Raw genomic sequence first — 23,619 nt, 5'->3', positions numbered from 1 at the left:
CGGAGGATCTCGGCGACTGACACCATCCGGAGATGCTGCCTGATCCTGTGCCGACGCTGCGGTGGGTTGTCCACAGGGCCCGAAGGACAGGAGGTGTGGGCCAGCACCTCCCCGGCCGGACGAGCATGCCGGTGGAGCGGTGACAGTCGTGGGCCTGACCTCCTGTCCTTCGGTCCTGGCGTCCGTCAGGGACAATGGGTGGCGATGACGCTGACCGAGAACGTTCCTGCGGTGACCGATGCCGATGCCCTGTACGACGCCTTTGCCAGTTGGGTGGGGGAGCAGGGGATCTCGTTGTACCCGGCGCAGGAGGAGGCGCTGATCGAGGTGATGACGGGGTCGAACGTGATCCTGTCGACGCCGACCGGGTCGGGGAAGAGCCTGGTCGCCACCGGGTCGCACTTCGCCGCGCTGGCGAACGGGCGCCGGACCTTCTACACCGCGCCGATCAAGGCGCTGGTGTCGGAGAAGTTCTTCGCGCTGTGCGACGTCTTCGGGGCCGACAAGGTCGGCATGCTGACCGGCGACGCGTCGGTGAACGCCGGCGCCCCGATCATCTGCTGCACCGCCGAGGTGCTCGCCAACGTCGCGCTGCGCGAGGGCGCCGACGCCGACGTCGGCCAGGTCGTGATGGACGAGTTCCACTTCTACTCCGAGCCGGACCGCGGCTGGGCCTGGCAGGTGCCGCTGCTGGAGCTGCCGAACGCGCAGTTCATCCTGATGTCGGCCACCCTCGGCGACGTCGAGCGCTTCAAGATCGACCTGTCACGACGGACCGGCCGCCCGACCGCGATCGTGTCGAGCGCCGAGCGCCCGGTGCCGCTGATCTACAAGTACGTCACCACCGCGCTGCACGAGACGCTCGAGGAGCTGCTCACCACCCACCAGGCGCCGGTGTACGTCGTCCACTTCACCCAGGCGGCCGCCCTCGAACGCGCCCAGGCGCTGACCAGCATCAACGTCTCCTCGAAGGAGGAGAAGGAGAAGATCAACGAGCTGATCGGGAACTTCCGGTTCAGCAAGGGCTTCGGCCGGACCCTGCAGCGGCTGGTGAAGCACGGGATCGGCGTCCACCACGCCGGCATGCTGCCGAAGTACCGCCGGCTGGTCGAGCAGCTCGCCCAGGCCGGCCTGCTCAAGGTCATCTGCGGCACCGACACCCTCGGCGTCGGCATCAACGTCCCGATCCGGACCGTCGTACTCACCGCCCTCAGCAAGTACGACGGACGCCGGCAACGGATCCTGAAGGCGCGGGAGTTCCACCAGATCGCGGGTCGGGCCGGACGAGCCGGCTACGACACCTCGGGAACGGTCGTCGTGCAGGCGCCGGACCACGTGGTCGAGAACGTGAAGGCCCTGGCAAAGGCCGGCGACGACCCGAAGAAGCAGCGCAAGGTGCAGCGGAAGAAGCCGCCGGAGGGCTTCGTCACCTGGGGCGAGGACACCTTCGACCGGCTGGTCGCGGCCGAGCCGGAGGCGCTGCAGTCGCGGATGCGGGTCAGCCACGCGATGCTGCTGAACGTGATCGCCCGCGACGGCGACGCGTTCGCGAGCATGCGGCGCCTGCTGCGCGACAACCACGAGGACGCCAGGACACAGGTCCGGCTGATCCGCCGGGCGATCCAGATCTACCGGACCCTGCTGACCGCGGGCGTGGTCGAGCGGCTCGACGAACCGGACGAGTACGGCCGGACGCTGCGGCTGACCGTGGACCTGCAGAAGGACTTCAGCCTCAACCAGCCGTTGTCGACGTTCGCGCTGGCCGCCCTCGACCTGCTCGACCCCGAGAGCCCGGAGTACGCGCTCGACGTGGTCTCGATCATCGAGGCAACCCTCGAGGACCCGCGCGCGGTGCTTTGGGCGCAGGAGCACCACGCCAGGGGCGAAGCGGTCAACGCGATGAAGGCCGAGGGGATCGAGTACGAAGAGCGGATGGAACTGCTCGAGGACGTCACCTGGCCGAAGCCGCTCAACGAGTTGCTCGAGGCAACGTTCGAGATGTACCGGCAGACGCACCCGTGGATCGCCGACACCGGGCTGTCGCCGAAGTCGGTGGTCCGGGACATGTTCGAGCGGGCGATGACGTTCGGCGAGTTCATCGGGTACTACGGGCTCGCGCGGTCCGAGGGGATCGTCCTGCGCTACCTCAGCGACGCCTACAAGGCGCTCCGGCAGACGGTCCCGCCGGACAAGGTGAACGACGACCTCACCGACATCGTCGAGTGGCTCGGCGAGGTGGTCCGGCAGACCGACTCCAGCCTGCTTGACGAGTGGGAGGAGCTGACCAACCCGGTGGGCGAGGAGGTCGCCGAGCCGACTCCGGCCGGGCCGCGCCGGATCACCTTGAACAGCAGGGCGTTCCGGGTCCTGGTCCGCAACGCGATGTTCCGCCGGGTCGAGCTGATCTCCCTGCACCGCTGGGCCGAGCTCGGTCAGCTCGACGCCGAGGCAGGCTGGGACGCCGCCCGCTGGGCCGAGGCCGGTACGGCGTACTACGCCGAGCACTCCACCCTGAACACCGGTCCGGCAGCCCGCGGTCCGGCGCTGTTCATGGTCGAGGAGCACCCCGGCTACTGGGAGGTCCAGCAGATCATCGACGACCCCGAGGGCAACCACGACTGGCGCATCACCGCGTCGGTCGACCTCGCCGCCTCCGACGAAGCCGGCGACCTCGTCCTCGAGATGGCGTCGTTCAAGCCCTTGTAGGCCAGCTGACGTCGACCTCGGTCGGCGCCTCGTAGTCGACCCCGGGTACGTCGAAGCCGTAGAGCCGCCGTACCTCGGCGAGGAACCAGGTGGTGTCGGCCACGTCGGCGATGGTGTCCTGCGTTGCGGACTCCCAGGCGGCCCGTACGGCAGTCTGGACGTCGTCGGTCAGCTCCCACCGGTCGAGGCGGATGCGGCCCTCCTCGTCGAGGTCCAGCGGGGTCTCGCCGGTGAGCTGGTCCCACAACGCGATCGACTGCTGGATCGGGGTCTGCAACCCGTCGCCGAGGACCTTGTGCAGAAGGCTGACGTAGAGGCCGATGCCGGGGATCGCGGACGACGCCTGGGTCACGGCGGCGCCGTTCACCGACGTCATCGCCTGCACGCCGCCGTCCTTGCTCAACGTCAGCGCGGTCTGCTCCAGGTCGGCCTTCGCCGCGCCGATCGAGCCCTGCCGGTAGATCGGCCCGGTGAGCTCGGAGCCGATATAGGTGAGCGCGACCGTGTTGAAGCCCGGCTTCAGCAGCTCACGCTCGGACAGCGCAGCGATCCACCGAGCCCAGTCCTCGCCGCCCATCACCTTGATCGTCTGCGCGATCTCGTCCTCGGTCGCGATCTCGATCCCGACCTCCTGCAGCACCGGCTGTCCGTCCTCGAACGCGAGGCTCTTGGTGGTGTGCGCGGCGCCGATCGCCTTGAGCGCCGACTGGTACGTCTCGCCGTTGCGCGGGTCGACCCGGCGCGGCGCGGCCACGCTGTAGATCAGGTGGTCGATCCCACCCCACCGCTCGGCGATCAGGTCCAGCACCTCGGTCTTCGTGGTGTCCGCGAACGCGTCCGCGTTGACGAACCGGAAGTCGCGCCCGAACTCGGCGGCCAGCGCCGCCGTCTCGGCCGTGCGGTACCACCCCGCGGTCGCCGTACGACGAGCCGTCGGCGCCTTCTCGAAGGACACCCCGACACCGTCGATCCCGTAGCGCGCGAGCCCCGCGATCGTCGCGGCCAGCCCGTAGCCGGAGCTCGACCCGATCACCAGCGCCGTACGGCGTTCCGGCGCCCGCCGCGCGACCTGCGCGGCCGCGTCACGGACCAGCCGCGCACAGCCGGCCGGATGCGAGTCCAGGAAGAGAAAACCACGGCCGAGAGGCTTGATCACGCGCTCAGTCATGCGCAAGACCCTAACCGCGCAGCGAGGCCGTGCCCAATGGCCCCCCGCCTACTGCGCGGCACTCGGCACGGCATCTCGCCGCACTGGAGCAAAGGCCACGATGAAACCACATCGAGGCCTTCACTCCAGCACGCCGAGCTACCGCACCGAGCACCTGCTCGCTACGGCGGGAGACCATTGGGCACGGCCTAGTTCCAGTACATTTCGGCGTCGTCGGGCTCGACCGTGACGTCCGCGCCCAACCGGCGGAGGTTGCCGGCGAAGTCGGTGTAGCCGCGGTGGACGTGGTGGGCGGCGGAGACCAGGGTCTCGCCTTCGGCTGCGAGGCCGGCGAGGACCAGGGCCGCGCCGGCGCGGATGTCCGACGCCACGACCGGTGCGCCCGAGAGTCGCGGGACGCCGCGGACGACGGCGTGGTGGCCGTCGGTCTGGATCTGGGCGCCGAGCCGGGTCAGCTCCTGCGCGAACGTGAACCGGCCCTCGAACAGGTTCTCCGTCACCATCGCCGCGCCGTCACTCACCGCGTTCAGCGCGATCACGAAGGCCTGCAGATCGGTGGCGAACCCTGGGTACGGCAGCGTGACCACGTCCACCGGCTTCGGCCGGTCGTGCATCCGGACCCGGAACCCGGACTCCAGCACGCTGATCTCCGCGCCTGCCTTGTGCAGCTTGTCCAACGGCAGCTCGAGGTGCTGAGCATGGCCGTTCGTGATCGTCACGTCGCCCTTGGTGATCGCCGCCGCGAACGCCCAGCTGCCGGACACGATCCGGTCCGGTACGACGACGTGCTCGACAGGTCGCAGCGGCCCGGGCACGCCGGTGATCTCGATCCGCGGTGTCCCGGCGCCGTCGATCTGCGCCCCCATCTCGACCAGCATCGCGGCGATGTCCTGGATCTCCGGCTCGCGGGCGGCGTTCTCGATCACCGTCGTACCGCGGGCCAGCACCGCGGCCATCATGATCGTCTCGGTCGCCCCGACGCTCGGGAAGTCCAGCCAGACCTCGGCGCCGTGCAGGCCCTGCGGCGCCTCGGCGATCACGAAACCGTGCTCGATGTGCACCTTCGCGCCCATCGCCTCCAGGCCGGCGACGTGCATGTTCAGCCCGCGGGAGCCGATGTTGTCACCGCCCGGCAGCGCCACCTCCGCCTGGCCGCAGCGGGCCAGCAGGGGCCCGAGCACCGAGATCGACGCCCGCAGCTTGCGGACCAGCTCGTAGTCGCACTGGTGCCCGACCTCACCCGGTACGGCGATCGTCGCGGTCCGCTCGTCCGCGTCGACGGTCACCTGACAGCCGAGCGTGTCCAGCAGCTGGGCCATGAAGGTGACGTCGAGGATGCTCGGCACCTGCCGCAGCAGCGTCGTGCCTTCCGCCAGCAACGCCGCCGCCATCAGCTTCAGCACGCTGTTCTTCGCACCAGCAACTTCCACAGCTCCCTCGAGCCGTGCCTCACCCGCGATCCGAAACCGTTCCACCTGCCGACTGTAGCGTTCTGCGCCTCGACCCGCGGACCCGGCCAGCCGCGAGCAGGTGCTCGGCGGAGCGCAGCGCAAGGCGGAGGACGAGGCTCGGAGTGGGGTTCTCCGTGCCTCGTCCTCCAACGCCGCGATGTGCCCGCCGAGTGCCGCGCAGCGCGGCCGGGTCCGCGGGTCGAGGCGGAGGGCTCCGGGCTTTGCGTAGAGTCCTTGCCATGGCTGTGAACTTGACGCGGATCTACACCCGGACCGGTGACGCCGGCGAGACCCGCCTGGGCGACAACTCGACGACTTCGAAGACGGATCCGCGGCTGGCCGCGTACGGCGAGGTGGACGAGGCGAACTCCGCGATCGGAGTGGCCATTGCCGCCGGGCACCTGAACAGCACCCTGGTCGTGCTGCTGAACCGGATCCAGAACGACCTGTTCGACGTCGGCGCCGACCTGTGCAACCCGATCACGCCGAATCCGCAGTACCCGCCGCTGCGGATCACCCAGGAGTACGTCGACCGCCTCGAGGCCTGGTGCGACGACTACAACAGCCGGCTGACCAAGCTCCGCTCGTTCGTCCTGCCCGGCGGCACCGAGGGCGCCGCGTACCTGAACGTCGCCCGCACCGTCGTACGGCGGGCCGAGCGGGCCGGCTGGGCCGCCGTCGAGGCGCACGGCCCGTCGATCAACCTGCTCGCGCTGACCTACCTCAACCGCCTGTCCGACCTGCTGTTCATCCTCGGCCGGGTCGCGAACCTGTCGTCGGGCGGCGACGTCCTCTGGGTCCCGGGCGGCGAACGCACCTCGTGACGGTCCGCTGGCTCCGGCCGGGTTCCGCCGAGTACGAGGCGGCCCGCCGGCCGCCGATGCCCCGGTACGGCGAGGTGCGCCCAGCCGCGATCGCGCTGTGCGCGACCCCGGCCGATGTGGTCGACGTGCTGGCCGAGGCACGCCGTACCGGACAACCGGTTGTGCCCCGCAGCGGCGGGCACTGCTTCGCCGGCCGATCGACCACGACCGGCATCATCCTCGACGTGTCGCCGATGGCGTCGATCGACGTCACCGACAACGTGGTCCGCGTCGGCGCGGGCGTCCGGTTGCCGGCGGTGTACGACGCCCTCGACGAAGTCGGCCTGACCCTGCCGGCCGGTTGCGGCGAGACGGTCGGGATCGCCGGCCTGGTGCTCGGCGGCGGGATCGGTTTGCTGGGCAGGCTGCACGGACTGACCTCGGACAAGCTGATCGCAGCCGAGCTCGTGCTCGCCGACGGGCGCATTGTGCGTTGCGCTCCGGACGAGCACGCGGACCTGTTCTGGGCGATCCGTGGCGCGGGCGGTGGACAGTTCGGTGTGGCCACCAAGCTGTGGTTCACCGGTGTGCCGTCGCCGGGTGCGCATCGGCTGCACCTGACCTGGCCGCGCGACCACGCGGTTGCTGTCGTCGCTGCGTGGCAGCGCTGGGCGCCGTACGCGCCGGATGAAGTCAACGTCGCGGTCAAGGTGACGGCTGAGGGCGTCCATGTGTTCGGACTCGTCGTCGACGACCTGGATCAGGTCGACCGCTTTGTCATCGCGGTCGGCAGTGAACCGGCTTCGACCGCCATCGCGCGGATGCCGTATCGCGAGCTCAAGCGCTCGGTGGTCGGCCTCGGCGACGTGGAGCGCGCGCAACCGCGGCTGGACGTCAGCAAGTCGGCGTTCTTCGCGGGCAGCGTCCCCGGCGTGACCTGGCGGGAGGTGCTGGCCGGTCTCGGCGATGCGGAGCTGAACCTCACTCCGATGGGCGGCGAGTACAACCGGCACGACCTCGAGTGGAGCGCCTTCGCGCACCGGGACCAGGCCTTCCTCGTCGAGCTCGTCACCGGTGCGCCACTACCGGACGGCGAGGAGGCGCTCCAGACCTCCGAGGCCGAGCTGCGGTCCACGCTGGCCGGGCACTTCCGGCCGCTCGAACCGTTCAGCTCCGGCCGGGTCTACCCGAACTTCCCCGACCCCACGCTCGCCGACGCGTTGACGGCGTACCACGGCGAGAACCTCGACCGGCTGCGCAACGTCAAGCAGGCCTACGACCCGGACGGGTTCTTCGCCTTCCCGCAGTCGATCACGCCAGCTGCCAGTTGAGCGGCATTCGCAGCAGGCCCTCGGGCGGTAGGCCGAGCGCGCTGTAGAGGCTGGTGGTCAGGCCGTCGAGGGTCAACGCTTGGGCACGAACAGCCAGGTCGTCGGTCGTTGTCGGCGCGCGCAGGTAGTCCAGCAGGTTGCGGTGCGGGACGGTGGCCAGCGCGATGTTGTCGCGGTCCAGACCGGCCCGGTTGCAGGCGATCGTCAGCGCGTGCTGGAAACCGCCGAGCTCGTCCACCAGCTTGCGGCTGTGGGCGTCCGCGCCGGTCCAGACCCGGCCGCGCGCGAGACCCTCCAGTTGCTGCTCGGGCAGCCCGCGGTCCTGGGCCGCCTTGGCTACGAAGTCCTTGTAGATGCGGTCCAGCGTCTCCTCCAGCCGCGCCCATTGCTCGTCGGTGAACTCCTCCTGCGCCGAGTACATCCGCGCGTTGTCGCCCTCCGACACGGCCTCCTGTGAGATCCCGATCCGGCCGAGCGCGTCCCGTACGACGCCCTTGCCGGACAGCACGCCGATCGAGCCGGTGATGGTGCCCGGCTGCGCGACGATCACGTCGGCCGGCATCGAGACGAAGTACCCGCCGGACGCGGCCACACTGCCCATCGACGCGATCACCGGCCGCCCGGTGGACCGCAGCCGGAGGACCTCGTTCCGGATCGCGTCCGAGGCGACGTACGAGCCGCCTGGGCTGTCCACCCGCAGTACGACGGCTCTCACCTTCTCGTCGTCCGCCACCGCACGCAGCGCCGCGCCGACGGTGTCCGAGCCCGAACCGGGTCCACCGAGCGGGCTGTTGGAGTTGCGGCCCACGGTGATCCCACCCGAGATGCGTACGACGGCCACGACCGGCTTCTGCGGCCACGGCAGTTGCTTCCGCAGGTCCTGCAGCGTCCGCGGGCCGCGCCGGATGTACCGCTCGGCCAGCAGTCTTGTCGTCTCGCCGAGCCCTTTGCGCAGCTCGTCGTACACGTCGGAGCGGTAGCCGAGCCGGTCGATGAGCCCTACTTCGAGCCCGGTCTGGGCAGGCAGCGGCGCGGTGTTCACGAGCTCCCGCACGCGTGCGGCGTCGAGCCGGCGCCGTACGGCGATGCCCTCGACGATCTGCTCGTACGCCGACTCGGCCAGCCGCGACGCCATCTCGCGGGCCGGCTCGGTCATCTCCTTCTCGGTGAAGGTGTCCGCCGCGGTCTTGTACTCCCGGCGCTTGCCGAACTGCGGGATCACCCCGGCCTTGTCCAGCGCGCCGCGGACGAAGACGGCCTGCACCGAGATGCCGGTGATCGCGAGGTCACCGGACGGCTGCAGCCAGATCTCGTCGAACGCGGTGGCCAGGTAGTACGGCACGGTCCCGTGACCGGTCTCGCCGAACGACTCCGTCCACGCGACGGCCGCCTTGCCCGACGTACGGAAGTCCGCGACGGCCTCCCGCAGGTCCTGCACCTGGGCGAGCGACAGCCGGTGCCCGCCGACGTGGGCGACCAGGCCGACGACGTTGTCGTCGCGCGCCCCCTTCCGCAGGGCCGCCACCAGCTCCCGCAGGGTCGGCAGGTGCCGCGCGCGAAACGCGGCGACCGGCGAGGCGGGCGGCGTCTCGAGCACACCCCTGGTCAGATCCAGCTCCAGCAGAATCCCCATACACCGACCCTAGACCGTGCCCAAAAACAACCGCAGGTCAGCGGAGGGTGCGGGCGGGGGGCTTGGGTTTTTCGTCGGTCCAGCCGGATTCGAGGACGACGGTGGCGCCGGGTTTCGGGCCGCGGTACGACGAGCTCAGCAGGCGGCCCGTGTCCGGGTCGATGATGTAGGTCGCGCCGCCGCGGTGCAGGAGCGTCTTGCCGGCGCTGGGCATCGACGGGTCCGGCGTGAAGGTGATCTCGGTGCCGGTCCGGCCGATCGGGTCCTTCACACCGGTCCGGACCCGGGTGTCGGGCAGGGTGGCGAGCACGCGGAGGGCGGCGCCGCGGAGCTTCGGCGGGGACGGCATCTCGAACAGCAGGCGGCCGGCCGCGGCGAAGACGACGTACTCGCGCTCGCTCGGGGTCGCGTCGGGGTCGGTGTCGCGGGACAGGACGGCGCGCAGCTTGACCGGGTCGGTCGGGAGGGCTGCGATCTGTTGTGCGGTCAGGGGTTTGTCGCCGGTCAGGTAGTAGCCGGGCGGGACATCGTCGAAGCCCATCTTGTTCACCACCGGCTGGGTCGGCGTGTTCAGGTCCACCCAGCCGAACCAGGACTGCACGCCGTGCTTCATCGGCATCCAGCTCTCCGTGATCACCCGCCGCGTCCTGTTCACCTGCAGACTCCGCACCCGGAAGAACTTCCCGGAAACCTTCTCGTCCGTCTCCTGCAACCGCGCAACCGCAATCAACACCTGACTTGCACTCGCCAACCGAGGCGCAGTAGGCGTGACAGTCGGCGGCGCCGCATCGCCCATCCCATCCACCCCATGAAGGAGCGGCACCCCCAACCCCACCACCGTCACCACAGCAGTAGCAGCAGTCAGCACACTCCCAACCCACCCCGCTCGAGCAACACCCCACCACGTGGGGTGGGATGCGCCAGCCGCCTTGCGCCCCACCCGGTCGCGACGTCTGCTGTCCGCGCCCTCAGCCTCCGCTTCGCGGATCAGTGCTTCCACCTGCCGCCGCGCAGCGGCGGTTGTCTGCACGGAGGGTGCATCAGGTGTGGGAAAGGCTTTGCGGATTTGCTCCAGTTCGTTCACAGCGGCTCCAGCGTGTCGCGGAGGATGCGGCGGGCTCTCGAGAGTCTGGAGCACACGGTGCCGTACGCGATCCCGAGCGCCGCGGCCACCTCGTCGTACGTGAGCTGCCCGAGCGCCACCAGCAGCAGCACCTCACGGTCCTTGGCCGACACTTTCGCCAGCGCGGCCGCGAGCTCACGGCCCACCCCCTGCGCGGTGACCTGGGCCGCGATCCGCTCCTCGTCGTCGACGGACTCCACCGGTGGCGGGAGTTTCGCGATCGCCCGCCAGGCGCGCACCTCGTCGCGCCGGTGCCGCCGGATCAGGTTGGTCGCGATGCCGTACAACCACGCCCGCACCACCCCGTGCCGCCGGTCGAACCGCTCCCGCTGCCGGAACGCGATCAGGAACGTCTCCGCCGCCAGGTCGTCCGCGATGTCGGTCCCCAGCCGGCGGGCGACGTACGCGTGCACCTGGCCGAAGTACCGGTCGAAGATCAGCGTGAACCGGTCCGGCTCCCGGACCGACGCCTCCAGCGCGCGGCCGTCCTCGTCGGCCTCCGCGGGTACGGCGGCCGCCGGCAGCCGGCCCGGGAACGCCAGCGTCGCCAAGGCCAGGTCGGGCGTCATGGAGCTCCTAGGGGTCGACTCACCCTCTTCTTGTCCGATGTCCCCCAGCCCCTTCTCACGTCGGTGAGTTACCGGGGTGTGGACGCGCGAGAGCGCTCTCCGGAGGACAGCGGAGTCAGGAAGCCTTCAGGAACTCCCGGGCCGCGGCCTCGTCGTCCGGCCAGACGTAGACCGCCCAGCCGTCGGTGGTGCGGGCGATGGTGGCGCGGATCTGCTGACCCGTCAGGCGGTCCGCGACCTGCCGGGCGTCGGCGAACGTCCTGGCCGTGTGAATGCCCACCAGCAGCCCGAACTCGCTGCGATCGGCCGGCTTGTAGTCGGTGCGTCGGACCAGCGAACCGCCCTTGGCGCTGGAGAATGCCCACCGGAGGAGCAGCACGACACCGCCGATCAGGAGACCGGCGACGATCGGGAAGGCGAAGTACTCCTCACGGATCACGCAGACATTGTCTCGCGAAATAAATCGTCGCGAGGTCTTGGCAACCTTCCGGGTCTCCATGGAGTCTTTATCTCCACACGCTGGAGTGCGGCCGATGACTCGGGGGCCGCCAGGGGAGAGCGGAGGGCACGGACATGCTCGCACCGACCCACGACAACACAACAGCACACTCGACCACATCCAACGTCGTGCACCTGACCGGAATCCTGGACGTCCGCTCGGTGGGCGACGTCCGTCAAACCCTCAACCAGGTGATCGACAGCTCCGACGGCGACGTGATCGTCGACCTGGAGTCGGTCGACGCCGTGGACGCGACCGGGCTCGGCCTGCTGGTCGCCACGCACCGCCGGACCCAGCTGCTCGGCCGTCAACTCGTGCTCTGGCACCCGATGCCCTCGGTGATCCGCATCCTCGCGGTCACCCGCCTGCACCGCATCCTCAACGTCGAACGCACCCCCCTGCCAATCAGCGCCTGAGTGTGATCCAGACCCCTGGTGACACCGGTCACGAGGAGGGGACGCACAAAGGAACACAGTCCTACTCTCGGGTACATGGCGACCGAGAAGGATCGACCGTGGGTGATGCGAACGTACGCGGGCCACTCGTCCGCGGCGGAGTCGAACGCGTTGTTCCGGCGGAACCTGGCCAAGGGCCAGACCGGGCTGTCGGTCGCGTTCGACCTGCCGACGCAGACCGGGTACGACGCCGACCACGCGCTGGCCAAGGGCGAGGTCGGCAAGGTCGGGGTGCCGATCGCCCACCTGGGTGACGTGCGGGCGCTGTTCGACCAGATCCCGCTCGCGCAGATGAACACCTCGATGACCATCAACGCGACCGCGATGTGGTTGCTCGCGCTCTACCAGGTCGCCGCGCAGGAGCAGGGCGCGCTGCCCGACGAGCTCACCGGCACCACGCAGAACGACATCGTCAAGGAGTACCTGTCCCGCGGCACGTACGCGTTCCCGCCGGACGCGTCGCTGCGGCTGACCACGGACCTGATCGCCTACACGGTCGCGAACGTGCCGAAGTGGAACCCGATCAACATCTGCAGCTACCACCTGCAGGAGGCCGGTGCGACGCCGGTGCAGGAGCTCGCGTTCGCGTTGTCGTCGGCGATCGCCGTACTGGATCGGGTCCGCGACGCCGGTCAGGTGCCGCAGGAGCGTTTCGGCGACGTCGTACAGCGGATCTCGTTCTTCGTGAACGCCGGGGTGCGGTTCATCGAGGAGACCTGCAAGATGCGCGCGTTCGTGCGGTTGTGGGACGAGCTGACGCTGCAGCGGTACGGCGTGACCGACGCGAAGGCTCGTCGACTGCGGTACGGCGTACAGGTCAACTCTCTGGGGTTGACCGAGGCGCAGCCGGAGAACAACGTCCAGCGGATCGTGCTCGAGATGCTCGGCGTCACCCTGTCGAAGAACGCCCGCGCCCGCGCGGTCCAGCTGCCGGCGTGGAACGAGGCGCTCGGCTTGCCGCGTCCGTGGGACCAGCAGTGGTCGCTGCGCATGCAGCAGATCCTCGCGTACGAGTCGGACCTGCTCGAGTACGACGACATCTTCGACGGCTCGCACGTGATCGAGGCGAAGGTGGACTCGTTGATCGCGGGAGCGCGTGAGGAGATCGATCGCGTGCAGGCGATGGGCGGAGCGGTCGCGGCCGTTGAGAGCGGTTACTTGAAGCAGGCGCTGGTTGCATCGCATGCCGAGCGCCGGCAGCGGATCGAGTCCGGTGAGCAGATCGTGGTCGGGGTGAACAAGTTCGAGAACACCGAGCCGTCGCCGCTGACGGCCGACCTTGACACCGCGATCCAGACCGTCGACCCGGCCGCGGAGAGTGCCGCGCTCGAGTCCCTGCGGACCTGGCGCGCCCAGCGGGACGGGAAGGCGGTCGAGACCGCGCTCGGCAAGCTGCGCGAGGCCGCGAAGAGCACGGACAACCTGATGCCGGTCACCCTCGAGTGCGCCCGGGCGGGCGTGACGACGGGGGAGTGGGCCGGGGTGCTGCGGGAGATGTTCGGCGAGTACCGCGCACCGACCGGGGTCTCCGGGTCCGTCGGTGTCTCGGCCGGCGGCGCGGCGATCGCGGCCGTCCGGGAGAAGGTTTCGCTCACCTCTGACGAGCTTGGTGGCCGGCTGCGGTTCCTGGTCGGCAAGCCGGGGCTCGACGGCCACAGCAATGGTGCCGAGCAGGTCGCCGTACGGGCTCGGGACGTCGGTTTCGAGGTGATCTACCAGGGCATCCGGCTGACCCCCGAACAGATCGTCGCCGCCGCGGTCGCCGAGGACGTCCACTGCGTCGGCCTGTCCATCCTGTCCGGCTCCCACATGGAACTCGTCCCCCAGGTCGTCGCCGGCCTCCGCGAAGCCGGCCTCGAAGACGTCCCCGTCGTGGTAGGCGGCATCGTCCCCGACGCGGACGCGCGAGCCCTGCTCGCCGCCGGGGTCGCCGCCGTCTACACCCCGAAGGACTACGACCTCACCGGCATGATGTCCGACGTAGTAGACGTCATCCGCCAGGCCAACAAGCTCTGACAGCCCAACCCATGGTTGCGGTGGGGTGGTAGAAGGGGTGCATGGCTGATCAGGTGACGCGGACGTTGTTGAACGGTGCGGAGATCCCGGTGCTGGGGTTGGGGGTCTGGCAGGTGCGGGATGGCCGGGAGTGTGAGCGGGCCGTCGAGTCGGCGCTCGAGAACGGCTATCGGCTGATCGACACCGCGCAGGCGTACCGGAACGAAGCGAGTGTGGGCCGGGCGATCCGGAGCAGCGGTGTCCCGCGCGAGGAGATCTTCCTGACCACGAAGTTCTACCCCGGCAGCCGTGACCCGCTGGCCGAGGTGGAGCGGAGTCTGGAGCGGCTTGGGACCGAGTACGTCGACCTGTACCTGATCCACTGGCCGCAGGGTGGGCCGACCTGGGCGTGGCCGGGCATGGAAAAGGCTAGCGACGCCGGCCTGGCGAAGGGCATCGGGATCTCGAACTTCAGCGCCGCGGAACTGCAGGAGCTCCTGAAGGTCAGCCAGATCCCGCCGGCGGTCAACCAGATCCAGTTCAGCCCGTTCGAGTACCGCCGAGCCCTGGTCGAGGCCTGCGAGGACGCCGGCGTGGTCGCCCAGGCCTACAGCCCGCTCGGAACCGGCCGGCACCTCGACGACCCGGTCGTCGGCCGAATCGCCGCCGCCGTCGGACGCACCCCCGCCCAGGTCCTGATCCGCTGGGCAGTCCAGAAGGGCCTCTCGGTCATCCCCAAGTCCACCCACCCCGAACGCATCCAGGAGAACTTCGCCGTCTCCGACTTCGAGCTCGATGCCGACGCCGTCTCCGCCCTGGACGCCCTCGACACCACGAACCAGACGCCCGACGCGCTCTCTCGCTCCGGCAAGTGGTGGTCCTGACCAGTCGCGACAAGCTTTGTCAGGCGATGGTTGCGGGTGAGGCTGTGAAGGTGTTGCAGGCGGAGGGGTTGGCGGTGTCGAAGCCGCGGCGAGTCCAGCGGCTGTGGCTGGTGCTTTTGCCGTGGCTGCGGGTCGGGTTCCACTCGTCGCCGCGATTGCGGATCGTCCACAGGTATCGCTGCAGCCAGGCGCCGGTGGCGGGGAAGTAGCGCCGATCGGCGCCTAGGTAGACGCCGCTGAGGCAGGATGCTTGAAGTTCCAGGCGCCGGCTCTCGGCGAGCGCGGCGTCTCCGGACATGTACTGCTCGCGTGCGTCGGAGGCAGCGCTGATTCCGGTCAGCCGTTGGATGTGGTGGCCGTACTCGTGGGCGACCAGGTGAGCCATCGTGGTGCGCGCCCACAGCGGGTTGTCGTTGCGGTAGTTCTGCAGGTCGTAGTTCGCGTTCATGGAGATGACGCCGCCGCAGTACGCAGCCGAGTCGGTGACGGTGCACAGCGTGCGCGACCCGCTGGTGATGACCTCGACCCGCGGCGCCTGGAACGTGAAGCCGGCCTTGCGGATCACCGGCGCCCACACCTTGTCGAGGCAGCGCACGAACTCCGTGTAGTACTTCCGCACGTTCGCGATCGTGGTCGGCCGGGCAGCCGGTTCCTTGCATCGCGACGCCGGCAGCCGACCCACCCGGTACAGCGGATTCTGCATGACGACCCGATTCGGCGCCGCGAGAACCTGAGCCGTCGTACGCGGCGTACTCCGGGGTGTGCTGCGCTCAGCTGTCGGCGTTGGAGTGGGCGTCGGACTCGGAGACGGTGTAGGAGTCACCACAGCCCCACCCGTCGGCCGACTGTCGCCGCCGGCCACCTCCCGCACGACAACAACCCCAACCCCCGCGAGCACAACGACAACAGCCCCAGCCAGCCAACCCCGCCCCATCACGGCGCGATCCTAGCCCCGACGCGGGTCGCAGAAACCAGCCCGACCGAACGCAGCCCGCTCCGTGGGCGGTTTCCCGCAGCCCGCCGGCGCCGAGCCCAGTTGGTTGTCCGTTCAGGTGTCGGCGACCCCACGCGTGGGTCGACTCCGGTTCGCGTCAGGTGGCTGATTTTTCCTTGATGAGGTCTTCTACTGCCTTCGGGATGGTGGTTTCGAAGTCGAGGAGCTTGGCCCAGGTGAGGGTGACGGTGATGAGGACCATCTCGGTGTAGAGGGCTTCCACGCCGGCCTTCCACTCCGGGTACTGCTCGTCGGTCATCACCTTGTGGCCGGCGTCCAGGTAGCCCTGCGGGATGCCCTGGACGAGTTCGACCTCGGCGGTGCCGCGGAGCAGGAGGACCTTGGGCGGGAAGGCGCCCTTGTCGATGGTGATCGCGACCGCCGGATTCTTCCGGAGCGCGGCGACCTTGGCGGACTTCGGCACGGTGGCGATCTGGAGGCGGTCGCCGTCGACCCAGAAGCCGATCGGGATCACCCGCGGGTCGCCGTCGAGGGCGGTGTACGCGAAGCGGGCCGGCTCGGGGCCGTTCAGCAGTTGCTGGGCATACGGCTTGGCGAGGATCTCGGCGATCTCGTGCTTGTTCATCGTTCGGGTCCTTTCGTGAGCGGCTACTCACCAGGGGGACGAACCCGGTACCCGGTTCTCGACATCGGTAGGTTGACCAATTGTGGAGATCTTCGGATGCGGCGCGGGCACGGTCCACGTCGCCGACGACGGCGCGGTCGGGCAGGCGATCCACCCGGACGGCCGTCCGCTGCTGCGCGATCACCAAGCGTGGGGCAAAGGCGTCGTACACACCGACCAGGCCAGCCACCGGTTCGAGGATCCGGTGCTCGTGCGATGGCGCCAGAGCGGCATCGACCTGCTGCATCAACTCGGGGAGCTCGAGGTCCGCATCGGCCGCCGGTTCGGCGAGCAGTGGACCGAGACGTACGAGATCCGCAACACGAGCACCGAGCCCGTCGAGATCGCCTCGCTCGCGGTCAGCGCGCCGTACCGCGACACACAGCACCCGGGGCTCGTCGTCCAGGTCCTGGAAGGTGCGTCCTTCGAAGAAGGCGCCGGCTCCCTCCAGCTGAACAACCAATCCATCACGCTGGCGCCGGGGTCGTCGTACCGGTGGACCTGGCAGCTGTCCTGGTACGACGACCGCACTCAGCTCAGCGACGGCAGCAGCTGACGGAGCAGGTCCATCACGTGCCGGTGCACCTTGGCGCCGTACGAGATCCGGATGGCGCCGGCCGCAGCCAGCTCCGCCGGTGTCGGGCCGCCCGGGGCGGCGTGCGCGTTGATCGGCCCGCCGATTCCCGCGACCACCTCCGGCAGTACGTCGACCGGCGCGAAGATCGGATACGTGCAGTCCGCCCCGGCGCGGCGGTACTCCCGCCCCCGCCGGACCGCCTCGGCGACGTCACGCGATGCGCCGGCGATGAAGCTGTCGATCCGGGCGTTGATCACGAGGTCCGCCCCCGCGGTCGCGCGGACCTCGGCCAGGTAGTCCGCCTGCTGCGCCGGATCGGTCAGTACGTCGCCGACCGAGTCCTCCAGGTTGCACCCGACGGCTCCGGTCTCGAGCAGCCGCTCGGCGAACTCCTTGGCGGGCAGGCCGTACCCGGCTTCCAGGTCGGCAGTCACCGGTACGTCGACCGCGCGAGCGATCCGCGCCACCGCCGAGAACATCTCGGCCGGCGGGGTCAGCTGCCCGTCGTCGTACCCGAGGACGCGAGCCATCGCGCCGCTGCTGGTCGCGACCGCGGGGAAGCCGGCCTCGGCCACGATCCGGGCGCTGACCGGATCCCAGGCGTTCGGCAGCACCAACGGCGTCCTGCCGTGGTGCATGGCGCGGAACAGTTCCGCTGTGGATGGCATGCCGGTCAGCTCGGCTTGTAGTGGCCGGGTTCCATGCGACCGGTGACGCCGATCCGGGTCCAGGCGTTGATCGTGATGATCAGCGCGATCAACCGGGCCAGGTCCTTGTCCTCGAACGCCTTGGCCGCGACGTCGTACACGTCGTCGGGGACGTGGTCGACGCTGATCAGGGTGATCGCCTCGGTCAGCTCCAGCGCCGCCTGCTCCTGCTCGGAGTAGAACTTGCGCGACTCCCGCCAGACCGGCAGCAAGGTGATCCGCTGCTGGTCGTCGCCGAGGTGCAGCAGGTCGAGCGAGTGCATGTCGGTGCAGTAGGCGCAGCCGTTCAGCTGCGAGGCGCGGATCCGGACCAGGTGCGCGAGCCTGGGGTCGAGCCCGGTGTCGGAGACCGCGTCCAGCGCGATCATCGCCTGGTAGAAGTCGGGGGCCAGGTTGGCGAGCTTCACCCGCCGCGTCGTTGTGCTCATACCCCCACGCTAGGCGGAGATCGGCCCAGACCCTTGGTCCACTTTCGCCATGATTCCAGGGGCCATTCGCTCAGTCCGAGGCGACCTGGGCGTACTGGGCGGCGAACTCCGGCGACGGCGGGATCGGGGTGATCACGTCGACCAGCGTGCCGCTCGGGTCGACGGTCATGAAGTGCCGCTGGCCGAAGTCCTCACTGCGCAGACTCAGCGCGATCTCGTGGCCCGCCGCGCTGAGCGTCTGGTGTACGGCGTCCACGTCGTCCACCTCGATCGACACCAGAACCCCGGCCGGCCGCACCCGGAAGCGCTCCGGCACACTCTCGTGCTCGCGCTCGACGATCCCGAGCTGCGGCCGGTTGCCGGTACGCGCCTCGAGCTGGACGTACCAACCGCTGTCGAAGATGACCTTGAAGTCCAGGCGGCCGGCGTAGAAGTCCCGGGTGGCCGCCACGTCGTCGGCGCAGATGACCGGAAAGATGCTGGTGATCACGGCAGTTCTCCTCGTTCGGCGATGTCGTGCCACCGACGATGGAGCCTCCGGTCACCGGAGGGTCAAGCGCGCGAGACCGTCGAGGATCAGCGTCAGGCCGAAGTCGAACTCGTTCCCGAAGTCGTACCCGCGCTGGTTCGTGTACTCGGTCGCGATCTCGACCATGTGCGGGTACTCGCCGGTCGCGAACCGCTCCATGATCGCCTCCGAGACCTGGGCCACGCTGTCGGGACCCTCGAACGGCAGCGAGGCCTCCTGAATGGCGAACCCGTAGATGTAGCTGTCGAGCAGGGCGTAGGCGTGCGCGGTCATCTCGATCGAGAATCCCGCCGCCCGCAAGGTGCCGAGGACCGCGTTGTGGTGGCGCAGGGTCGCCGGTCCCGGCGAGGTCCGCGACTCCATCAGCCCGATCGCCCAGCTGTGCCGGCGCAGCACCCGGCGGGCCGACTCCGCGCGCCTGCGCATCTCGGTCCGCCAGTCGCCCTCGGCCGACGGCAGGTCGATCTGGCTGAACACGTGGTCGACGATCCCGTCGAGGATCTCCTCCTTGTTGGCCACGTGGTAGTAGACCGACATCGGCTTGACGCCGAGCTCCTGGGCGAGGGACCGGATCGTCAGCCCACCGATCCCGCCCGCGTCGGCGACCGTGACGGCGGCCTCCAGCACCCGGTCGCGGCTGAGCCGAGGGCGCTGCTGGCGAGAGTTCCGGGCCGGCGCGGACTTTTCCATCTCCGGACCATAGCAGTTTCGTACAAAGTACGTTACTGTCGCCTTACTAAGTACGAACCGGTGCACGGGGCACCCCCGACCCACCACGAGGACGAGCAATGACCATGACCACCACCGCAATGCGGGCGATCGTCCAGGACGGGTACGGCGCGGCCGACATCCTGCGCTCCGACCGGATCGCCCGGCCCGAAGCCGCCCGGCTCGGTGACCACGACGTCCTGATCCGGGTGCACGCAGCCGGCCTCGACCGCGGCACCTGGCACCTGATGACCGGCAAGCCGTACGCGATCCGCCTCGCCTTCGGCCTCCGCCGCCCGCGAAACCCCGTGCTGGGCCGAGACGCCGCCGGCACGGTCGAGGCGGTGGGCTCGGCGGTGCGCAGGTTCGCGGTCGGTGACGAGGTCTACGGCGTCGCGCCCGGCTCGTTCGCCGAGTTCGCCGTGACCCGCGAGCACAAGCTCGCCCGCAAGCCGGCCAACCTGTCCTTCGAACAGGCCGCGGTTGTCCCGATCTCCGCGCTGACCGCCTTGGACGCGCTCACCGTCGGCCGCATCGAGCCGGGTCAGCACGTGCTGATCACCGGCGCGTCCGGGGGAGTCGGCAGCTACGCCGTACAACTGGCCAAAGCCTTCGGAGCCGAAGTCACCGGTACGGCGAGCACCGCGAAACTCGACCTGGTCCGGTCGCTCGGCGCCGACCACGTGCTCGACTACAGCCGCGAGGACTTCGCCGCGACCGGGACCCGCTACGACCTGATCATCGACATCGCCGGCAACCCGACGCTCTCCCGGCTGCGGCGTGCGATCACGCCGACGGGGACGGTCGTGATGACCGGCGGCGAGGGCGGCGGCAGCCTGACCGGCGGGATGCACCGGCAGCTGGGCGCCAGGATCATGTCGCTGTTCATTCGCCAGCGGCTGACCAGCTTCATCAACAAGGAACGCGGCAGCGACCTCGAGCGGCTCACCGAGCTGATCGAGGCCGGGAAGGTGACGCCGAGCATCGACCGGACCTACCCGCTCGACCAGGCGCCGGAGGCGATGCGCCAACTCGACGCGGGCGCGGTGCGCGGCAAGATCGCCATCACCATCTGAGCGGCACGGCATAGAGTCCTTCACATGGAGGACTCGGGAGCGGATCTGCACCTGGATCTGACGGCGGCGCGCGGGCGGAACGACCTGGTCGGCGCGCTGCACGACTCGATCCGGAGCGGGCGGCTGCCGGCCGGGACCCGGCTGCCGTCGTCCCGGTCGCTGGCCAGGGACCTGGGCATCGCGCGGAACACGGTCGCCGACGCGTACGGGCAGCTCGTCGCCGAGGGCTGGCTGATTGCCCGCCAGGGCTCCGGCACGGTCGTCGCCAACCGGACCGGCCCGCCGCCGGACGCCGTACCGCCGCTGTCGACGTCGTTGTCGGAGGCAAAGAGCTTCCGGTACAACCTGATGCCGGGCTCGCCGGACCTGGCCACCTTCCCGCGGAGCGAGTGGCTGGCCGCCGCGCGCAAGGCGTTGCCCTCGGCACCCAACGAGGCGTTCGGGTACGGCGATCCGCGCGGCCGGATCGAGTTGCGGCGGATGCTCGCCGACTACCTCGCCCGGGCCCGCGGTGTCCGGGCCGATCCGGAGCGGATCCTGATCTGCTCGGGATTCGTGCAGGCGCTGAGTCTGCTGAGTGAGGTGCTGAAGTCGCAGGGCGGGACCACGCTGTCGGTCGAGGAGTTCGGGTACTCGCTGCACCTGGACGTGATCCGGTCGCGCGGGCTCGAGCCGGTGCCGGTCCGGGTGGACGAGCTCGGCGCGTGTGTCTCCGAGCTGTCGGGCCACGGTGCGCTGCTCACGCCGGCGCACCAGATGCCGACGGGCGTGCCGCTTGCGCCTGAGCGCCGTACGGCGGCTGTCGAGTGGGCGCGGGACGCCGGGGCAGTGCTGATCGAGGACGACTACGACGGGGAGTTCCGGTACGACCGGCAGGCCGTCGGGGCGTTGCAGGCGCTCGATCCGGAGCGGGTCGTCTACATCGGCACCGCGAGCAAGAGCCTCGCGCCGGGGCTCCGGCTGGCCTGGATGGTGTTGCCGCGGCACCTCGTCGAGCCGGTGGTCGAGGCCAAGCGGACCACGGACTACCAGACCGCCACGCTCGACCAGCTGACCCTGGCCGAGTTCATTGCCTCAGGCCACTACGACCGTCAGGTACGGCGATCCCGCCTGCACTACCGCCGCCGCCGCGACCGTCTGGTCGAGCTGCTCGCGCAACGCGCGCCGGACGTCAAGGTTGCCGGGATCTCGGCCGGCCTGCACGTCCTCCTCGACGTCCCCGGCGACGCCGAGGACATCGTCGCCCGAGCCGCCCGCCAGGGCCTCGGCCTCAACACCCTCACCAACTACCACTTCAACCCCACCCCAGCCACCCGCCAAGCAGTCATCGTCGGCTACGGCACCCCACCCGACCACGCCTACCAAGGTGCCCTGGATCTCCTCTGCCAAGTCCTCGGAGTATGACCATGCCGGACCGATCGAGGACCTCGGCAGCGTCAGTGTGTTCCACTTCGCCGACCCCGACGGCAACAAGCTCATCGTCTACGCGGAGAACTGAGCCGCCAGGGCGCGGATGTCGGTGGGGCCCACTCGGCAGCAGCCGCCGAGGTAGGTGGCTCCGGCGGTCAGCCAGTTGGCGGCGAGGGAGGTGGAGTTGGTGGCGGCTCCGGTCCAGCGACGGCCGCCGGCGTCCCAGGACTCGCCGCTGTTGGGATAGGCGATTGCTGGTTTGCCGGTGACGGCCACGGCTGTCTCGACCGCGTGCTGCACGTCTTCGGGGGCGCAGCAGTTGATGCCGACCGCAACCACCTGTTCGAGGTCGGCGATCGCGAAGGCTTCCTCGAGCGGCTGGCCGGCTCGGGTCTGTGCTCCGTGGATCGAGTAGGAGAACCAGGCGGGGAAGTCGAGTTCCGCGAGTAGTTGGACCAGGACTTCGGCTTCGTCGAGATCGGGAATCGTCTCGACGGCGAGCAGGTCGGGGCCGGCCTCGATCAGCAGCTCGAGGCGGGGGCCGTGGAAGTCGCGGAGGGTGGCAGCGGGCACGCCGTACCGGCCGCGATACTCCGATCCGTCGGCGAGCACGGCACCGTACGGGCCGACGGAGGCGGCGACGAGGCGGCGCCTACCGGGCAGCGCGTGGCGACGCTCGCCGGTGAGCGAGTCGCCGGGGAGCTGATCGCCGGGGAGGGAGTCGCGGACTTCGCGGGCGATGCGGACGCTGTCGGCGATCAGGCGTTCGGCTTCGGTCCGGTCGACGCCGAACCGTTCGAAGCCGGGGACGCTGGCCTGGTAGCTGGCCGTGGTCGCGACTATCGCGCCGGCTTCGTAGTACGCGCGGTGCACTGCAGCGATCTCCGCCGGTGCGTCCCGCAACAGGCGGGCAGACCACAGGGCGTCGGACAGGTCGTGACCCCGGTCCTCGAGCGCGTTCGACATACCACCGTCGAGGATGATCGGCCGGTCAGATGTCCCGTCAAATGTCATGGATGAGCTCGAAGGCCTCGTTGGCGCAGCCCCAGGACAGCGTCACGCCCGACCCGCCATGGCCGTAGCAGTGGATGACGGGCTCGCCGGTCGTCGTGCGGACCAGCTCGCAGCGGATCGTCGGCCGCGCCGGACGGAGGCCGACGCGATGCCGGATCACCTTCGCCTTCCGGAGCTGCGGAACCAACTCAGCAGCCCGGTCGAGGATCTGGGAGGCAGTCGCCGGGTCGACGGCCAGGTTCCAGTCGCCGGGCTGACTGGTGCCGCCGACAACGACATCCTTCTCGCGCGGGATGACGTAGGTCAGGTCGTCGGGCGCGCGATCGGCGATCAGCCAGTCGGTCAGCCCACACTGCTCGACCGTCATCACCTGCCCCCGGACCGGCGTGACGGTCGGGTCGGCGGCGGTCAGGCGCGCACCGAGACCGGTGCAGTTGACGACCACGTCCGCCGTCGTGGGCAGCGCCGACAGCGCAGCCCGGGTCAGCGTTCCGCCGGCCTGCTCGAGCCGCTTGACCAGCGCCTGCAGGTAGACCGGCATCTCGATCACCGGCGCCGTGAACGCCCACCCGTCCTCGAACCCGGTCGGCGGCGACGAGACCCTGGTCAGATCCGGCAGTACGTCGGCCCAGCGCGGATCCGGCATCCGGTGCACCAGGAACTCCCGCCCGTGCCGCATCCGCACCGACGGCTCGATCTCGGCCAGCTTGGCGAACTCGTCGTACGACGTCCTGGACCAGGCCGCGACGCGGTCCTCGGGCGCGGACAGGTACGGGTACCAGATCGCGGCCGCCACCGCCGAGGTGGTCTCCAGCGGCAGGTCGCGGGCGAGCACGGCCACCTCGTACCCACCTTCGGCCAGCCGGACGGCGCAACTCAGCCCGATCACGCCCGCACCGACAACGATCACGCGCATTCACACATTGTCACCCGA

23 protein-coding genes are annotated in these 23,619 nt (G+C 69.8%); 9 read left to right on the top strand and 14 right to left on the bottom strand.

Annotated elements, in window-relative coordinates; all coding sequences use genetic code 11:
• Positions 1-204: 204 nt before the first annotated feature.
• On the top strand, positions 205-2,706 hold the full coding sequence (locus ACWCOV_RS03145; RefSeq protein ID WP_449827561.1) for a DEAD/DEAH box helicase: 2,502 nt from the start codon (positions 205-207) through the stop codon (positions 2,704-2,706).
• Here ACWCOV_RS03145 and fabV read toward each other — a convergent pair.
• Positions 2,693-3,874, bottom strand: a complete 1,182-nt coding sequence (gene fabV, locus ACWCOV_RS03140; protein WP_449827560.1) for an enoyl-[acyl-carrier-protein] reductase FabV — start codon at positions 3,872-3,874, stop codon at positions 2,693-2,695. The two genes, ACWCOV_RS03145 and fabV, sit on opposite strands and share 14 nt — an antisense overlap.
• 188 nt (positions 3,875-4,062) lie before the next feature.
• The gene (gene murA / locus ACWCOV_RS03135) at positions 4,063-5,349 is read right to left on the bottom strand and encodes a UDP-N-acetylglucosamine 1-carboxyvinyltransferase (RefSeq protein ID WP_449827559.1); all 1,287 of its coding nucleotides are present in this window, start codon (positions 5,347-5,349) and stop codon (positions 4,063-4,065) included.
• Positions 5,350-5,564: 215 nt separating this feature from the next.
• On the opposite strand from murA, the gene ACWCOV_RS03130 reads away from it, so the two are divergent.
• Entirely contained in the window at positions 5,565-6,149 is a 585-nt protein-coding gene (locus ACWCOV_RS03130; RefSeq protein WP_449827558.1) for a cob(I)yrinic acid a,c-diamide adenosyltransferase, read from the top strand.
• Positions 6,146-7,459: an FAD-binding oxidoreductase gene (locus ACWCOV_RS03125; RefSeq protein ID WP_449827557.1), complete on the top strand. Its 1,314-nt coding sequence runs from the start codon at positions 6,146-6,148 to the stop codon at positions 7,457-7,459. The genes ACWCOV_RS03130 and ACWCOV_RS03125 overlap by 4 nt, the downstream gene beginning before the upstream one ends.
• On the opposite strand, the gene sppA is transcribed toward ACWCOV_RS03125, so the two are convergent.
• From sppA to ACWCOV_RS03105, 4 genes are all read right to left on the bottom strand, one after another.
• On the bottom strand, positions 7,440-9,092 hold the full coding sequence (gene sppA, locus ACWCOV_RS03120; protein WP_449827556.1) for a signal peptide peptidase SppA: 1,653 nt from the start codon (positions 9,090-9,092) through the stop codon (positions 7,440-7,442). The genes ACWCOV_RS03125 and sppA overlap by 20 nt on opposite strands.
• A gap of 37 nt (positions 9,093-9,129) precedes the next feature.
• A complete protein-coding gene (locus tag ACWCOV_RS03115; RefSeq protein ID WP_449827566.1) occupies positions 9,130-10,092 on the bottom strand; it encodes a CU044_5270 family protein in 963 nt (320 codons plus the stop codon).
• Positions 10,093-10,172: 80 nt separating this feature from the next.
• The gene (locus ACWCOV_RS03110; RefSeq protein WP_449827555.1) at positions 10,173-10,784 is read right to left on the bottom strand and encodes an RNA polymerase sigma factor; all 612 of its coding nucleotides are present in this window, start codon (positions 10,782-10,784) and stop codon (positions 10,173-10,175) included.
• 115 nt (positions 10,785-10,899) lie between these two features.
• The gene (locus ACWCOV_RS03105) at positions 10,900-11,223 is read right to left on the bottom strand and encodes a hypothetical protein (protein WP_449827554.1); all 324 of its coding nucleotides are present in this window, start codon (positions 11,221-11,223) and stop codon (positions 10,900-10,902) included.
• Between the two features lie 134 nt (positions 11,224-11,357).
• Here ACWCOV_RS03105 and ACWCOV_RS03100 point away from each other — a divergent pair, with 134 nt between their 5' ends.
• From ACWCOV_RS03100 to ACWCOV_RS03090, 3 genes are all read left to right on the top strand, one after another.
• Positions 11,358-11,699 (top strand): STAS domain-containing protein, encoded by a 342-nt coding sequence (locus ACWCOV_RS03100; protein ID WP_449827553.1) that lies wholly within the window; start codon positions 11,358-11,360, stop codon positions 11,697-11,699.
• A 75-nt stretch (positions 11,700-11,774) separates the two neighbouring features.
• Entirely contained in the window at positions 11,775-13,754 is a 1,980-nt protein-coding gene (locus ACWCOV_RS03095; RefSeq protein ID WP_449827552.1) for a methylmalonyl-CoA mutase family protein, read from the top strand.
• Between the two features lie 41 nt (positions 13,755-13,795).
• A complete protein-coding gene (locus ACWCOV_RS03090; RefSeq protein ID WP_449827551.1) occupies positions 13,796-14,617 on the top strand; it encodes an aldo/keto reductase in 822 nt (273 codons plus the stop codon).
• Between the two features lie 19 nt (positions 14,618-14,636).
• Here the strand turns inward: ACWCOV_RS03090 and ACWCOV_RS03085 are convergent, their stop codons facing one another.
• Entirely contained in the window at positions 14,637-15,320 is a 684-nt protein-coding gene (locus ACWCOV_RS03085) for a neutral zinc metallopeptidase (RefSeq protein WP_449827550.1), read from the bottom strand.
• A gap of 388 nt (positions 15,321-15,708) precedes the next feature.
• Entirely contained in the window at positions 15,709-16,197 is a 489-nt protein-coding gene (locus ACWCOV_RS03080; protein WP_449827549.1) for a pyridoxamine 5'-phosphate oxidase family protein, read from the bottom strand.
• 82 nt (positions 16,198-16,279) lie between these two features.
• On the opposite strand from ACWCOV_RS03080, the gene ACWCOV_RS03075 reads away from it, so the two are divergent.
• Positions 16,280-16,792, top strand: coding sequence for a hypothetical protein (locus tag ACWCOV_RS03075; protein ID WP_449827548.1), 513 nt, complete (start codon positions 16,280-16,282; stop codon positions 16,790-16,792).
• Here ACWCOV_RS03075 and ACWCOV_RS03070 read toward each other — a convergent pair.
• From ACWCOV_RS03070 to ACWCOV_RS03055, 4 genes are all read right to left on the bottom strand, one after another.
• Entirely contained in the window at positions 16,768-17,481 is a 714-nt protein-coding gene (locus tag ACWCOV_RS03070; protein ID WP_449827547.1) for an isocitrate lyase/PEP mutase family protein, read from the bottom strand. The genes ACWCOV_RS03075 and ACWCOV_RS03070 overlap by 25 nt on opposite strands.
• A 5-nt stretch (positions 17,482-17,486) precedes the next feature.
• Complete coding sequence (locus ACWCOV_RS03065) at positions 17,487-17,948, bottom strand: carboxymuconolactone decarboxylase family protein (RefSeq protein ID WP_449827546.1); 462 nt, start codon at positions 17,946-17,948, stop codon at positions 17,487-17,489.
• Between the two features lie 70 nt (positions 17,949-18,018).
• Entirely contained in the window at positions 18,019-18,438 is a 420-nt protein-coding gene (locus ACWCOV_RS03060; RefSeq protein ID WP_449827545.1) for a VOC family protein, read from the bottom strand.
• Positions 18,439-18,489: 51 nt separating this feature from the next.
• Complete coding sequence (locus ACWCOV_RS03055) at positions 18,490-19,167, bottom strand: TetR/AcrR family transcriptional regulator (RefSeq protein ID WP_449827544.1); 678 nt, start codon at positions 19,165-19,167, stop codon at positions 18,490-18,492.
• Positions 19,168-19,271: 104 nt separating this feature from the next.
• Between ACWCOV_RS03055 and ACWCOV_RS03050 the strand changes: the two genes are divergently transcribed.
• The gene (locus tag ACWCOV_RS03050; RefSeq protein WP_449827543.1) at positions 19,272-20,261 is read left to right on the top strand and encodes an NAD(P)-dependent alcohol dehydrogenase; all 990 of its coding nucleotides are present in this window, start codon (positions 19,272-19,274) and stop codon (positions 20,259-20,261) included.
• 24 nt (positions 20,262-20,285) lie between these two features.
• Positions 20,286-21,665, top strand: a complete 1,380-nt coding sequence (pdxR, locus tag ACWCOV_RS03045) for a MocR-like pyridoxine biosynthesis transcription factor PdxR (protein ID WP_449827542.1) — start codon at positions 20,286-20,288, stop codon at positions 21,663-21,665.
• A 78-nt stretch (positions 21,666-21,743) separates the two neighbouring features.
• On the opposite strand, the gene mmuM is transcribed toward pdxR, so the two are convergent.
• A complete protein-coding gene (gene mmuM / locus ACWCOV_RS03040; protein ID WP_449827541.1) occupies positions 21,744-22,685 on the bottom strand; it encodes a homocysteine S-methyltransferase in 942 nt (313 codons plus the stop codon).
• Positions 22,675-23,601, bottom strand: coding sequence for an FAD-dependent oxidoreductase (locus tag ACWCOV_RS03035; protein WP_449827540.1), 927 nt, complete (start codon positions 23,599-23,601; stop codon positions 22,675-22,677). The genes mmuM and ACWCOV_RS03035 overlap by 11 nt, the downstream gene beginning before the upstream one ends.
• Positions 23,602-23,619 lie beyond the last annotated feature (18 nt).

The sequence above is a fragment of the Kribbella sp. NPDC002412 genome (assembly GCF_053592935.1).
This window is presented reverse-complemented; position numbering and strand designations above follow the sequence as displayed.